Source organism: Glutamicibacter sp. MNS18, from assembly GCF_026107515.2.
GTDB lineage: Bacteria > Actinomycetota > Actinomycetes > Actinomycetales > Micrococcaceae > Glutamicibacter.
Genome location: NZ_JAPCHW010000003.1, coordinates 196,309 through 209,599 on the forward strand (window position 1 = coordinate 196,309; position 13,291 = coordinate 209,599).

The window sequence follows — 13,291 nt, forward strand, 5'->3', positions numbered from 1 at the left end:
GGACCCTTCCCTCCTAGATCCAGGAACGCAGTACCAGATGTCGACCACGGCCCAGTAGCCGCAGGCCGTTGGCGGTAAAGAACTCGGCGCTGCGTGGAGTGGCCGCGGCCAACAGCTCCTGAGGTTCGGTGTCATCCAGCGGGTTCAGCGGATTGATCATGGAACGGGACAAACCGTGCAGCAAGGCCGTTCCCACCCCCTGGCGGCGGTGGCTCGGTGAGACCGCCAACGAGTGGACCATCAACTGCCCCGTCAGTCCCTGCTGCACGAAGCCGCGACCGACGATCTCGTTCTCCTCCGTGCGGGCCACAGCATGTTCGATCCGGCGCAGTGCCGGATGCCCGGAACGCAGGCCGGTCTCCTGGTTGCGCCACAAGTTGATGACTTCCAGCTCCCGGGCATCGGGGCCGGTGGCTTCGGGCACATTGGGACCCAGGCGGATCTTGCCTTTCCATTGTTCATGGGGAATGGCCAGCAAGCCCGCATGCCAGGACACCTGGGCGTTATCGGTGAAGCCCGCTCCCACCAGGTGCTCGGAGGAAACACCCGAATTAATCCAGGCCTCCACGCGCCGGGCGCCTAACCGGCGGCCCTCGGCCAGCGCCGGGCGCAGGCCCGCCGGTTCCGGGTTTTCCGGGAAGAGCAGCAGCAGGCGCTTGCGCACCGGCTGCCAGACCCAGGTGCACCCGTGGGTGGTGAAGATCTTGCCACTGGTGGCCACCGCCAGGGCCTGGTGCCAGTGGGTCAGTGCGTCCTGGGCTGAAGCGATTGTTGTCATGGTTATGCGTTCACCAAGCCTCGACGGCGCAGCAGCGGTTCGACCTCTGCCGCACGGCCACGGAAATGTTCGTAGGATTCCAGGGGTTCACGGGTATTGCCGCGGCTGAGCAATTCGGTGCGGAACCTCTGCCCATTCTCGCGTAGCAACCCGCCGTTTTCCTCGAACCACTGCACCGTGTCCGCGTCCAGCACCTCGGACCAGATGTAGGAGTAGTAACCGGCCGAATAGCCGTTGGCGAAAATATGCTGGAAGTAGGCGGTGCGGTACCTCGGAGGAATCAAGTCGGGGTCGAAACCGGCATTAACCAGTGATTCCCGTTCAAAGGCCAGGGGATCGGACACCTGCTGGCCCGGTTCCAGGGTATGCCACGCCCAGTCCAGGACGCTGGCGGCCAGGTACTCGGTGGTGGCGAACCCTTCACCCCACAGTTGGGCATCGCGGATCCGCTTGATGGTTTCCGGTGGTAGCACCTCGCCGGTTTCGTGGTGGATGGCGTAGCTGGCCACCACCTCGGGATGCATCACCCACATCTCGTTGACCTGGGATGGGAACTCCACGAAGTCACGCGGTACCGAGGTGCCCGACAGCGAAGCGTACTTGCCGTTGGAGAACAGCCCGTGCAAGGCGTGGCCGAACTCGTGGAACAGCGTGTGCGTTTCATCCAGTGTCAACAGGGCCGGCTGACCCGCAGCCGGTTTACCGATGTTCAGGGTATTGGTCACCACAGGCAACTCGCCCAGATCGGACGCCGCGTCCCGCAACGAGGTCATCCAGGCTCCGCCCTTCTTGGTCTCCCGGGCGAAGAAGTCGCCGGTGAACAGGCCCAGGGCGCTACCGTCGGCATCGATAACGTTCCAGACACGCACATCCGGGTGGTACAGGGGGAGATCGGTGCGCTCGGCAAAGCTGATGCCGTAGAGCTTGGTCGCGGTGGCGAAGACCCCGTCATGCAACACACGTTCCAGCTCGAAATACGGGCGCAGGGCCACCGAGTCCAGTTCGTAGCGTTCACGCAGCACTGCCTGCGAGTAGAACGACCAATCCCAGGGATCGATCCGCTCGACTCCCGCCAACTCGGCCAGGGCGGCCGCCTCGCGTTGCGCGTTGGCGGTTGCCGCGGCGGTCAATTCGGCCAACCGCGTGGCCACCGCCCGGGTGTCCGGGGCAGTGGATTCGGCCAGCACCGCATCGGCGTGGGTGGCGAAACCCAGCAACGCCGCACGTTGGGCACGCAGCTGGGCCATGTCCCGGGCCAACGACACGGTGGTGTCATCATCCAGCCCACGGGTCATCGAGGATTCGAACACCTTCCGGCGGGAGGCCGAAAGCTTAAGTTCGGCCATGACCGGCTGCTGGGTGGGGGAAACCAAGGTGAGCAGGTAGCCCCCTTCGTGGCCCGCCTCGAGTGCCGCGGTCGCGGCGGCCTGGATCGCTGACTGGTCCAGTCCTGCCAGCTCCTCGGGCGAAGCGAAATGCACGGCATGGGCGTTCAGCGACTCCAATGCCGCGGTGGAGAATCGGGTGGACAGCTCCGAGATCCGGGCGTTCAGTTCCTTGAGCTCGGATTTGCGGGCTTCATCCAGCGTGGCACCGGCCAGCTCGAAACGCTTCAGGGTCTCGGTGGCAAGGCGCAGATCCTCACCGTCGAGTACCGAGAGATCCACCTTCTTCAGCCGCACGAAGAGCTGCGAGTTGAGCTGGATCTCATCTTCCTGGCGGGTGTACAGGCCGCTGATTTCGGACTGGACCGCCAACATGGATTCGGTGCCGTGTGCGGAGAGCACCGTGAAGTAGGTCATCAAGGCGCGGCGAAGCACCTGGCCGCTGCGTTCGAGGACCAGGAAGGTATTTTCGAAACCGGCAGTCTCGGCATTGTCGAGGATCACCTGGATTTCCTCGTTCTGTACCGCCACTCCGACCTTGACTGCGTGAAGGTAATCCTCAGCGCCAAGCTTGGAGAAGTCAGGCCATTGGAAGGGAAGTTCGCTGCGTTGCAAGAGGGGGTTGACCATACTCAAAGGTTGCCACACCGCACCGGCAATATGCGGTATTTACGCGGGCTCGTATTGCGTAGGCTAGAAGAATGAAGCTTCACGTTCTAGGTTTGGCTGCCATGGCGGCCCTACTGGCAGGCTGCAGTGCAACGCCCCCTGCCGAGGTCACTGCCAGTCCCTCACCCGCGACCAGCTCGGCCAGCCCGTCACCGGCCCCTCCCCTCGAGGAGACTGCGGAGCCGGCGAGCCTGTCCCTTGCGGTCACGGGCGATGTATTGCTGCACCCAACCCTGCTCGCCGAAGCCGAGCAGGAAGACGGGGAGTACGACTTCTCCGATCTGCTGGCAGGCCTGGAACCCTACATCCAGGACGCCGATGTCGCGTTGTGCAACCTGGAAACCCCGATTGGCGAACCACCATATCGCGGCTACCCGATGTTCACGGTACCGGCCCAGATCGTCGGTGACCTGGCCAACATCGGCTATGACGGGTGCACCACCGCAACCAACCACACCGTTGATGACGGCACCGAAGGGGTTATCCGCACTTTGGATACCCTGGAGGCGGCCGGGATGTTCGCCACCGGCTCCTACCGCAGCCTTCAGGAAGCGCAAAACCCGCCGATCATGGACGTGGACGGGGTGAAGCTGGCGGTCATCGCCTCGACCTATTCACTCAACGGGCTCAGCGCGGATACCGAATGGCGGGTGGATACCGACATCTCGGCCCAGTCCCTGGTTGAGCGCGCCGAAAAGGCCCGGGAAGCAGGCGCGGATATCGTGGTGGCTGCCGTCCACGACGGGGCCGAATACACCAGCCGGCCCACCGATGCGCAGCGGAAGCTGGGCCGTGAGCTGGCTGATTCAAAGGCTTTTGATTTCATCTACATGCACCATACGCATTCGGTGCTACCCATTGAGAACCGCCGAGGCACCTGGATCGTCTACGGGCTGGGTAATTCCGTGGCCAAACATGCCACCCCGACGATCCTGAACCGGGAGGGAATCAGCGTCAAGGCGACCTTCACCCAGGAGGAAGACGAATCCTGGCAGGTCAGCGAATTGGCCTGGGTGCCGCACTTCCTCTCCGAGAATCCGGTGCGTTGGTGCCAGGTGGCCGAACCGGGGGAGTGCGTGCCTGAGGAACAGGCCGAACAATCGCTGGAACGCAGCACCGAAACGGTGGATGCGTACGGTGCGATCAAGGACGGCCTGGTGCCCTGGGTGCCGGAAGCGGACCAGCCGGCTGGTAGCTGACGGTTCCATGCGACACGGGCCGGGACCGGGATATCGATCCCGGTCCCGGCCCGTGCCATTCGGTGTCCGTCTACTCAGTGGCCGAAGCTGTCCGAGTCCATCTTGGCCGTCACGCCGGTATCCATCGCATTGATCCGATCGATCTCCTCGGGCTCCAGCTCGAAGTCGAAGATCTCCAGGTTCTGCTGCTGGCGCTCGGGATTGGCGGACTTGGGTGCCGCACCGATACCCTGCTGGACGTGCCAGCGCAGGGTCACCTGCGCCGCGGTCTTACCGTACTTCCCGGCTAGCTCCCTGAGCACCGGTTCATCCAGGAACTCCGTGCCGCGACCCAAGGGAGTGTAGGCGACCGTCTTGATCCCCTGCTCACGGTGGAAGGCCTGGGCGGTGGGGTTCACGCAGGTCGGGTTCAGCTGGATCTGGTTCACCGCAGGATGCAGTCCGGCTTTCAGCAGGTGCTGCAGGTGGGTCGGCTTGAAATTGGAGACCCCGATGGCCCGGACCTTGCCCTCGGACTGCAACTTCACCAAGCCTTCAAAGGCCTCGACATAGGTCCCCTGGTCGGGGTTCGGCCAGTGGATCAGGAACAGGTCCAGGTAGTCCACGCCGAGCCGGCGCACGGAGTTCTCCCACGCCTGACGGGCGCCGGCGACACTATGCCATTTCTTGTTGAACTTGCTGGTGATGAACACTTCCTCGCGGTCCAGGCCCGAACGACGGATTCCCTCACCGACCCCGTCCTCGTTCTCGTAGTTCTCCGCGGTATCGATATGGCGGTAGCCCAGCCGCAAGGCCGATTCAACGGCCTGGGCGGCCTCACCGCCCTGCATGGGCCAGGTTCCCAGCGCCAGCGACGGCATTTGGATGCCTCCGGGTAGTTCCAAAGAACGTGCATTGCTCATGATGGATGTTCTCCTCGCGCAGTGGCAGTAATGGGTTATCCGATTCTCAAGCTATCAATCTTCAACCACTGCACCAAAGGCTTGACGTGGTGTAACGACGGATCGGAAAGCGATAGCCGTACCAAGGCAAGGGACAAGAGCCGCAAAATGGCATCCAGACAAGCATCTACGTATTGGCTCACAGATCATTCGAAGTGGCCGCACCCGAGACGCCCTTGGCTCATGACATCGGAACCAAGATCAAGACATGGACGGAGGTTGATTCGACCCCTCCTTGCCGTTCCATCAAGGTGGCTAGAACGGAACAACGATGTTCTAACGACTTCGAATCAGCAGCCCCTTGATCGGAACGATGGCGAGCAGGATTCCGGCAACACCGCAGGTGAAATTCAGGAACGCGGGCTTGGTTGCAATCAAGTATCCGGACCAGACCGTCAGGCATACTGCGGCCGATGCAGCGCTCCACAAAAGAACCACGCCAGTCTTCTCCAGATTCTTCAAGGCCTCGGCATCCGCCTCGATATCAAGCAGTGCCGGCCTCAGGCTGAATGGGAGGATAATTGCAATCAGGAAAATCGTGACGACGGGCGTTGCATCCCATTTCGCCCAGTATCCAATGACCGCTACGCCAACGATGATTGTCGCCAGAAGCCGCGGCATGGAGTTAATCTTTGCGCTGGTGAACATGGGATCCTTTATTCATATCCCTGCATTGGATCTACATGGAAGTTTTGTATTCTTTGATTCTCAGACTAATAGATAAAATTGGGAAAGTGGGGCTGTAGGGCGTACTGCCTTCGAGATCGCTTCGTGTTGAGACAGGCTTATCGTCAGGTTCGAAGTACTACGGGGAACCGGACGTTGAGCAGCGGACTGGGAGCCTGAGGAATGATGACGCGCTGTAAACCCAGCATGCATTGAGGAATCCGTGTGATGGTTTTCCGAACGTTTTACCTGTCCCGTGTCACAGTGCCGACCGGTACCGTGCTGACCGATCCACCATCCCCAGATGCTCGTCTCCGACGGCTTCAGCCATGACCCACGCCGGATCCTCGCAGGAGAGGGGCGTGTTCGCACCCCGGGTAACTCGCCCCATGGACGAAACCTCGACATCGCGGCGTGCGCCCGGAGTTGGTTCACCTGCTCAATGAAGGAAACAGATGACGGCCCGGTGCATGGATGCCACCTTGCGCCCGACTCATCTATCGGATTTGGTCCCGCGACACGCCGGGAAAATAAAAACCATGCAGGGTCGGTGGGCATACCCTGAGACCCGCGCCGCAACCGAACCCCGGCAGCGGCCAGGGAAGGAATGATTAATGACTCGTATTGGCGTGCTCGCACTACAGGGAGACTTCCGCGAGCACTTGGAAAGGCTAGCCGGATTGGGGGCCGACACGCTGTCGGTGCGTCGGGCAGAGGACCTGGGCGGACTTGACGGCCTGGTGATTCCCGGCGGGGAGTCCACCGTGATCGACCGGTTGGCGCGCAACTACGGCCTGGCCGCACCGATCCGTGCGGCCATTGCCGGCGGATTGCCGGTCTATGGGTCCTGCGCGGGAATGATCATGCTGGCCGACCGTATCGAGAATCCCGCCCGCGGGTCCGGCGGAGTGGTCCAGGGCAGTTTCGGAGGCATCGACATGACGGTGCGCCGCAATGCCTTTGGGCGGCAGGTCGACTCCTTCGAAGTCCCACTGACCTTCAACGGGCAGCCGTTGGAAGCGGTGTTCATCCGGGCACCGGAAGCGATCGACGTTGGGCCCGATGTCCAGGTGCTTTCCACCGTCCCCGGCCAGGACGCGGGGATTCACGATAGAATTGTTGCGGTACGACAGGGAAATTTGTTGGCAACATCCTTCCATCCGGAAGTCACCGGCAGCAATGCCATCCACGAATTTTTCATCAACATGACGCGAGGAGACGCTTAACACCATGGCAGGCCACTCCAAATGGGCAACCACCAAACACAAGAAAGCCGCAATCGACGCCAAGCGCGCCAAGGCTTTCGCCAAGTACATTAAGGGCATTGAAGTTGCCGCCCGCACTGGTGGCCCTGACCCCGCCGGCAACCCTGCACTGGATCTGGCGCTCTCCAAGGCCAAGAAGAACTCCGTGCCCAACGACAACATCGAGCGCGCGATCAAGCGCGGTGCGGGCCTGACCGGTGAAGTCATCGACTACACCGAGATCATCTACGAAGCACGCGGCCCCCAGGGGTCGGCCTTGCTGGTCGAGTGCCTGACCGACAACAAGAACCGTGCCGCCTCGGAAGTCCGCGTGGCCATCACCCGCAACGGCGGCACCGTGGCCGACCCGGGCAGCGTGAACTACCTGTTCTCGCGCAAGGGCGTAGTGCGCCTGCCGGTAGGGGAACTGACCGAGGACGACGTGCTGATGGCGGTGCTGGATGCCGGTGCGGAAGAGGTTCAGGAAGCCGACGGGCACTTCGAAGTCATTTCCGAGCCGACCGATCTGCGTGCGGTAGCCACGGCCCTGGACGAGGCCGAGATCCAGTACGACACCGACGAACTGGAATTCCTGCCCTCGATGAAGGTCGACCTGGACGTTGACGGGGCGAAGAAGTTCATGCGCCTCTACGACGCGCTGGAGGAACTGGACGACGTGCAGAACGTGTACACCAACGCGGATATCTCCGACGAGGTCCATGCCGCGCTGGATGAAGAAGACTAGGAAAACACCCGAACTTGACGCTACGCGTAGTCGGCGTCGACCCCGGCCTGACCCGTTGCGGGCTGGCCGTGGTCGACGTCGAACCCAACCGAAAAGTTTCCCTGGTGGACGTGTCGGTGGCCGGCACCCCTCCCGGTACCCCGTTGGACCGACGGCTGTTGACCATTTCCGAGGCCATCGATGCCTGGCTGGATCTGCACCAGCCCGATGTGCTGGCCATTGAGCGGGTCTTCTCCGCGGTGAGCGTGACCACCGTGATCGGAACGGCGCAGGCCTCCGGTGTGGTGATTACCGCCGCCGCCAAACGCAATATCCCGGTCGCATTGCACACCCCGACCGAGGTCAAGGCCGCGGTGACCGGCAACGGCCAGGCCAACAAGACCTCCGTGGGCAAGATGGTCGCCAAGATCTGCCGCCTGGACGAGCCGCCCAAACCGGCGGATGCCGCCGACGCGGTGGCCCTGGCGATAGCCCATGCCTGGCGCGGAGTGGCCGTTGGTTCCAACGCCTCGGCCAGCGCCGGTCGCGTGGGCTCAACGCAATTGACCAACGCCCAGCGGGCCTGGATTGCCGCCGAGGCCTCGGCAAAGCGCCGCGGCACCAGTCGCTAATCGATATTCGTACATATATTCGATATGCTGGGTGTATCGCACAGACATCCAAAGGAGTGGCATGATCAGCTCATTGACCGGACAGGTCCAGACGGTCGGTTTGAACACCGCCGTCATCAACGTCAACGGTTTCGGCATGCTGATCCACGCCACCCCGCATACGCTTTCAGGCCTGCAGTTGGGACAGGAGGCCACCGTGCACACCTCGATGGTGGTGCGCGAGGACTCGATGACCCTGTACGGGTTCGCCTCCGCCGATGAACGCGAAGTGTTCGAGGTGCTCACTTCGGTGTCCGGAATCGGTCCGCGCACCGGATTGGCGATCCTGGCCGTGCATACCCCCGAGGATGTCCGGATCGCGGCGAACACCAAGGACACAGCGGCCTTCACCAAGGTCTCGGGCATCGGCCCCAAGGGGGCCAGTCGGATCGTCCTGGAGCTGAACGGCAAGCTGGTGCCCACCGGGGCCGCCGGCTCCGTCCCGGACGGCGCTCCGTCAACCACCAGCATCTGGGAGCCGCAGGTCATCGAGGCACTGACCGGGCTGGGCTGGACCGAAAAAGATGCCAAGTCAACCCTGGCCAAGCTCGTCAAGTCCTCCCCGGAGGTTGTCGAATCCGGGAACGTCTCCGAGATCCTGCGCGCCGCATTGCGCAGCATGACCACCGGCACCCGCGCCCGATAGGATCAGCACGTGAATGATTCCAGCAGAATCACCGATGCCGGCTCCGGCACCGAGGAACGGACCATCGAGGCGGCCCTGCGGCCGCGCAACTTCGATGACTTCGTAGGGCAGGGCCGGGTTCGCCAGCAGCTGTCCATGGTGCTGGAGGCCGCCCGGATCCGCGAGCGGACCGCGGACCATGTCCTGCTCTCGGGCCCCCCGGGGCTGGGCAAGACCACCCTGTCGATGATCATCGCCTCGGAGATGAATGCCCCGCTGCGGATTTCCTCAGGTCCGGCCATCCAGCATGCCGGGGACCTGGCTGCCATCCTGTCCTCATTGACCGAAGGCGAGGTGCTGTTCCTCGACGAGATCCACCGGATGAGCCGGCCGGCCGAGGAAATGCTCTACATGGCCATGGAAGACTTCCGGGTCGACATCATCGTGGGCAAGGGGGCCGGTGCCACCGCCATCCCGCTGGAATTGCCGCCGTTCACCCTGGTCGGCGCCACCACCCGGGCGGGACTGTTGCCCGGGCCATTGCGTGACCGTTTCGGTTTTACCGGGCACCTGGAGTTCTACTCGTCACAAGAGCTGGAGCTTGTACTGCGCCGCTCGGCTATGATGCTGGATTTGCGGGTTACCTCCGCGGCGTTCAGCGAAATCGCCTCACGCTCACGTGGTACCCCGCGTATCGCCAACCGCCTCTTGCGCCGGGTGCGTGACTGGTCGCTGGTGAACCGGTTGGAGGAGATCGACCACCGTGCGGCATCCGCGGCCCTGGACATGTACGAGGTGGATGCCAAGGGGCTGGATCGGCTGGACCGGTCGGTGCTTGAGGCGCTGTGCCAGAAATTCGGGGGAGGGCCGGTGGGCCTGTCCACCCTGGCCATCGCGGTCGGTGAGGAGACCGAGACCGTGGAGACCGTGGCCGAGCCGTATCTGGTCCGTGAGGGGTTGATGGGCCGGACCCCGCGTGGCCGCATCGCCATGCCCGGGGCCTGGGAGCACCTGGGCCTGACCATGCCCAAGGACGCGCTCTTCGCCGGGACGCAAAACTATGAATCTGATGAGGATTAGTCCTCTTCCCGCGTAAATGTTGTCTCCTGTTCATGCAGTGCGACTAGACTGTAGTGGCCCGTGCCTTGACCTATTCCAAGGTTGCCGCGGGCCACGCATTCTTTAAAGTCGACTTGTTAGCAGGTAAATACGTGTACTCCGTGACGATTGCCCAGGCCGCCGGTGGCGGTTTCAATCCTTCGCTGATCCTGATGGTGGGCCTGTTCGCAGTGCTGATCCTGATGATGATCCGCGGCCGCAAGAAAGTCAGCAAGCAGCAGGAAACCCTGAAGGAAAAGACCGTTCCCGGTGCCAAGGTCATGACCAACTCGGGGATCTTCGGCACCGTGCTGCGCATTGACGAGCAGGACCGGATTGAACTGGAAGTCGCCCCCGGCGTGGTGCTGACTGTTCACCGCCAGGCAATCGCCCAGTTCATCGACCCCGAGGTCGTCACCGAGGAGCCAACCGCCGCAGCCGAAACCCCAGAAGAATCCCTGCGCCGCCTGGATGGCGAAGGCAAGGACGAGCGCAACAACTAAGCCGTTCGGGCCTGACGGGCCCACCCCTCTTCTGGATGAGAAAGCACACTAGATGTCATCAATTGGACCTGTAAAACAGGCGCGCAAGGCGATGATCTGGCTGTTGGCGTTGACCATTATCGCCACCGGAATCCTTGTCGCCGGCGTCGCTGCAGGCAAGACCAGCTTCGCCCCGAAACTAGCACTCGACCTTGAAGGTGGCACCCAGATGATCCTGGCGCCCCGGGTCAAGGGTGATGAAAACATCGGCCAGGACCAGCTGGACCAGGCCGTGGAAATTATCCGCCAGCGTGTGGACGGTACCGGTGTTTCGGAAGCCGAAATCACCACCCAGTCCGGCCGCAACGTGGTGGTCTCGATGCCGGGTACTCCCGATACCCGCACCCGCGAACTGATCCAGGCCTCGGCCAATATGGAATTCCGGCCGGTGTTGATCACCGGGCCGTTCGAGGCCTACCCGGAGGAACAGCGTACCGCCGAGGACGAGATCCCGACCCCGGAAGGTGAACCGGAGAACCCGTCGGACACCAACTGGATCACCAAGGAGCTCTACCAGCAGTTCGAGGCCTTCGACTGCCCGACGGTGCTGGCCGAGCGCGAATCCGAGGTCCATGACCCGGACGAGCCAATGATCTCCTGTGACCCGCGGATGGGCGTGAAGTATATCCTCGGTCCGGTCGAGATCCCCGGAGAGCAGATTTCCGATGCCTACGCGCAGATGAGCCGTGGAGCCCAAGGCGCCATCACCGGCGAATGGGCCGTGGTCATCGAATTCAACCGGGCCGGTAGTTCGGCTTTCTCCGAGACCACCCAGCGCCTGATCTCGCTGGAGGGCTCGCGCAACCAGTTCGCCATCGTCCTGGATGGCACCGTGATCTCCGCCCCGACCACCAACGCGGTGATCACCGACGGGCGCCCGCAGATCACCGGCGGGTTCACCGAGGAAAGCGCGCAGGCCCTGGCCGAACAGCTCAAGTACGGTGCACTGCCGATCAGCTTCGAGATCCAGTCCGAACAACAGATCTCTGCCACCCTGGGTGCCGACCAGTTGCGCGGCGGTTTGATCGCGGGCATCATCGGCCTGGTCCTGGTGTTCATCTACTCGCTGTTCCAGTACCGCGCCCTGGGGCTGGTGACCATCCTGTCGCTGCTGGCCTCGGGTGTGCTGACCTACCTGGCACTGGTGCTGCTGGGCTGGACGATGAACTACCGGCTGTCACTGGCCGGTGTGGCCGGTCTGATCGTGGCGATCGGCCTGATCGCCGACTCCTTCATCGTCTACTTCGAACGTGTACGTGACGAACTGCGTGATGGCAGGCCGCTGGCCGGGGCCATCGACGTGGGTTGGGGCAGGGCCAAGCGGACCATTCTGGTGTCCAAGGCCGTGAACCTGCTCGCCGCCGTGGTGCTGTACATCGTGGCAGTGGGCAACGTGCGCGGCTTCGCCTTCACCTTGGGCCTGACCGCGGTGATCGACTTGATCATCGTCTACGGTCTGACCCATCCGTTGCTGGTGGTCCTGGCGCGCACCAAGTTCTTCGCCGAAGGCCACCGCATGTCCGGGCTCGATCCATCCCTGCTGGGGGCCGTGCCGCTGTACCGTGGGGCCGGACAGATCCGCCGCTTCGGTGAGAATGCGGAGGCCAACCGCGGCAAGAAGCATGCCAAGGCCGGTGCCGAGGCATCCCGCCGGATGACGATCGCCGAACGCCGCGCCGCGCAAGCCAAGGGGGAGCAGGACAATGAATAAGCTCGCACAGTGGGGCAATGAGCTCTACACCGGCAAACGTTCCTACCCGTTTGTCCCCAAACGCAAGCTCTGGTTCTCGATCGCCGCCGTGCTGCTGCTGCTCTCGATCCTTGTCCCGGTGGTCAAGGGCGGGTTCAACCTGGGAATCGACTTCCGGGGCGGGTCGGAGTTCACCGTCTCGGCGGTGGCGAACACCGATGTGTCCCTGGGCGAGACCGCGGTGGCGACCGCGGTACCAGGCCAGGAAGCCACCGTCACCAATATCGCCCCGAACACCATGCGGATCCAGACCGAACGGCTGGATGATGACCAGACGTTGAGCATCGCCGCGGAACTGGCCGCAGCCTACGAGGTCGGCACCGACCAGGTGACCAGTACCTTCATCGGCCCGACCTGGGGACAGGACGTGTCGAGGCAGGCCCTGGTGGGCCTGGTAGCCTTCGTGGTCCTGGTGACCCTGCTGATGGCCGCCTACTTCCGTACCTGGAAGATGTCCGCGGCCGCCGTGATCGGGTTGATGACCGTCATCGTGATCACGATGGGGATCTATGGCCTTTCCGGCTTCGAAATCACCCCGAGCGCGATCATCGGCTTCCTGACCATCATGAGCTACTGCCTCTATGACACGGTGGTGGTGTTCGACAAGATCCGCGAGAACACGGCGAACTTCATCGAGAACGAGGACCGCACCTTCAACGAACTGGTGAACCTCGCGGTGAACCAGACCCTGGTGCGTTCGATCAACACCTCGGTGGTCGCGGTGCTGCCGGTTGCGGCGATCCTGTTCATCGGCTCCTACCTGCTGGGTGCCGGTACGCTCAAGGACCTGTCGCTGGCGCTGTTCATCGGCCTGATCATCTCGGCACTGTCGACTCTGTTCGTCCAGGCCCCGATGTATTCGTGGCTGCGCCGCAACGAGCCCGACGTGGTGGCCCAGCGCGAACGGCTGCTGGCCAAGCGTTAGGCAACGGCAAGGCGCCGCCAACCCATGACGGGTTGGCGGCGCCTTGCACGTTAAGGACGGATTCCGAAATTAGT

At 62.8% G+C, this 13,291-nt stretch carries 13 protein-coding genes; 9 read left to right on the forward strand and 4 right to left on the reverse strand.

Annotation, left to right across the window (positions count from 1 at the left end):
• Positions 1 to 13: 13 nt before the first annotated feature.
• Together OK351_RS04475 and OK351_RS04480 are read right to left on the reverse strand one after the other, a co-directional pair.
• On the reverse strand, positions 14 to 778 hold the full coding sequence (locus OK351_RS04475) for a GNAT family N-acetyltransferase (RefSeq protein WP_265156194.1): 765 nt from the start codon (positions 776 to 778) through the stop codon (positions 14 to 16).
• Positions 779 to 780: 2 nt separating this feature from the next.
• On the reverse strand, positions 781 to 2,793 hold the full coding sequence (locus tag OK351_RS04480; RefSeq protein WP_265156196.1) for a M3 family metallopeptidase: 2,013 nt from the start codon (positions 2,791 to 2,793) through the stop codon (positions 781 to 783).
• A 71-nt stretch (positions 2,794 to 2,864) separates the two neighbouring features.
• On the opposite strand from OK351_RS04480, the gene OK351_RS04485 reads away from it, so the two are divergent.
• Positions 2,865 to 4,031 (forward strand): CapA family protein, encoded by a 1,167-nt coding sequence (locus OK351_RS04485; protein WP_265156198.1) that lies wholly within the window; start codon positions 2,865 to 2,867, stop codon positions 4,029 to 4,031.
• A gap of 74 nt (positions 4,032 to 4,105) precedes the next feature.
• On the opposite strand, the gene OK351_RS04490 is transcribed toward OK351_RS04485, so the two are convergent.
• Both OK351_RS04490 and OK351_RS04495 read right to left on the reverse strand, forming a co-directional pair.
• Positions 4,106 to 4,933 (reverse strand): aldo/keto reductase, encoded by an 828-nt coding sequence (locus OK351_RS04490; protein WP_265156200.1) that lies wholly within the window; start codon positions 4,931 to 4,933, stop codon positions 4,106 to 4,108.
• 315 nt (positions 4,934 to 5,248) lie between these two features.
• Complete coding sequence (locus tag OK351_RS04495) at positions 5,249 to 5,620, reverse strand: hypothetical protein (RefSeq protein ID WP_265156202.1); 372 nt, start codon at positions 5,618 to 5,620, stop codon at positions 5,249 to 5,251.
• A 632-nt stretch (positions 5,621 to 6,252) separates the two neighbouring features.
• On the opposite strand from OK351_RS04495, the gene pdxT reads away from it, so the two are divergent.
• The 8 genes from pdxT (at position 6,253) to secF (ending at position 13,217) form a co-directional block, all read left to right on the forward strand.
• On the forward strand, positions 6,253 to 6,864 hold the full coding sequence (gene pdxT / locus OK351_RS04500; protein WP_265156204.1) for a pyridoxal 5'-phosphate synthase glutaminase subunit PdxT: 612 nt from the start codon (positions 6,253 to 6,255) through the stop codon (positions 6,862 to 6,864).
• A 4-nt stretch (positions 6,865 to 6,868) separates the two neighbouring features.
• Positions 6,869 to 7,627 (forward strand): YebC/PmpR family DNA-binding transcriptional regulator, encoded by a 759-nt coding sequence (locus OK351_RS04505; protein WP_265156206.1) that lies wholly within the window; start codon positions 6,869 to 6,871, stop codon positions 7,625 to 7,627.
• 14 nt (positions 7,628 to 7,641) lie between these two features.
• Positions 7,642 to 8,238 (forward strand): crossover junction endodeoxyribonuclease RuvC, encoded by a 597-nt coding sequence (gene ruvC / locus OK351_RS04510; RefSeq protein ID WP_265156208.1) that lies wholly within the window; start codon positions 7,642 to 7,644, stop codon positions 8,236 to 8,238.
• Positions 8,239 to 8,299: 61 nt separating this feature from the next.
• A complete protein-coding gene (ruvA, locus tag OK351_RS04515) occupies positions 8,300 to 8,923 on the forward strand; it encodes a Holliday junction branch migration protein RuvA (protein WP_265156210.1) in 624 nt (207 codons plus the stop codon).
• A 9-nt stretch (positions 8,924 to 8,932) separates the two neighbouring features.
• On the forward strand, positions 8,933 to 9,982 hold the full coding sequence (gene ruvB / locus OK351_RS04520; RefSeq protein WP_265156213.1) for a Holliday junction branch migration DNA helicase RuvB: 1,050 nt from the start codon (positions 8,933 to 8,935) through the stop codon (positions 9,980 to 9,982).
• A gap of 53 nt (positions 9,983 to 10,035) precedes the next feature.
• Positions 10,036 to 10,503, forward strand: coding sequence for a preprotein translocase subunit YajC (gene yajC / locus OK351_RS04525; RefSeq protein ID WP_265156215.1), 468 nt, complete (start codon positions 10,036 to 10,038; stop codon positions 10,501 to 10,503).
• A gap of 52 nt (positions 10,504 to 10,555) precedes the next feature.
• Complete coding sequence (gene secD, locus OK351_RS04530; RefSeq protein WP_265156217.1) at positions 10,556 to 12,253, forward strand: protein translocase subunit SecD; 1,698 nt, start codon at positions 10,556 to 10,558, stop codon at positions 12,251 to 12,253.
• Positions 12,246 to 13,217: a protein translocase subunit SecF gene (gene secF / locus OK351_RS04535; RefSeq protein WP_265156219.1), complete on the forward strand. Its 972-nt coding sequence runs from the start codon at positions 12,246 to 12,248 to the stop codon at positions 13,215 to 13,217. The genes secD and secF overlap by 8 nt, the downstream gene beginning before the upstream one ends.
• Positions 13,218 to 13,291: the final 74 nt, after the last annotated feature.

Coding starts and splice junctions, on each gene's coding strand:
- OK351_RS04485 (WP_265156198.1), top strand. CDS start 2,865: ATGAAGCTTCACGTTCTAGGTTTGGCTGCCATGGCGGCCCTACTGGCA.
- OK351_RS04505 (WP_265156206.1), top strand. CDS start 6,869: ATGGCAGGCCACTCCAAATGGGCAACCACCAAACACAAGAAAGCCGCA.
- pdxT (WP_265156204.1), top strand. CDS start 6,253: ATGACTCGTATTGGCGTGCTCGCACTACAGGGAGACTTCCGCGAGCAC.
- OK351_RS04495 (WP_265156202.1), bottom strand. CDS start 5,620: ATGTTCACCAGCGCAAAGATTAACTCCATGCCGCGGCTTCTGGCGACA.
- secD (WP_265156217.1), top strand. CDS start 10,556: ATGTCATCAATTGGACCTGTAAAACAGGCGCGCAAGGCGATGATCTGG.
- OK351_RS04475 (WP_265156194.1), bottom strand. CDS start 778: ATGACAACAATCGCTTCAGCCCAGGACGCACTGACCCACTGGCACCAG.
- OK351_RS04490 (WP_265156200.1), bottom strand. CDS start 4,933: ATGAGCAATGCACGTTCTTTGGAACTACCCGGAGGCATCCAAATGCCG.
- ruvA (WP_265156210.1), top strand. CDS start 8,300: ATGATCAGCTCATTGACCGGACAGGTCCAGACGGTCGGTTTGAACACC.
- OK351_RS04480 (WP_265156196.1), bottom strand. CDS start 2,793: ATGGTCAACCCCCTCTTGCAACGCAGCGAACTTCCCTTCCAATGGCCT.
- secF (WP_265156219.1), top strand. CDS start 12,246: ATGAATAAGCTCGCACAGTGGGGCAATGAGCTCTACACCGGCAAACGT.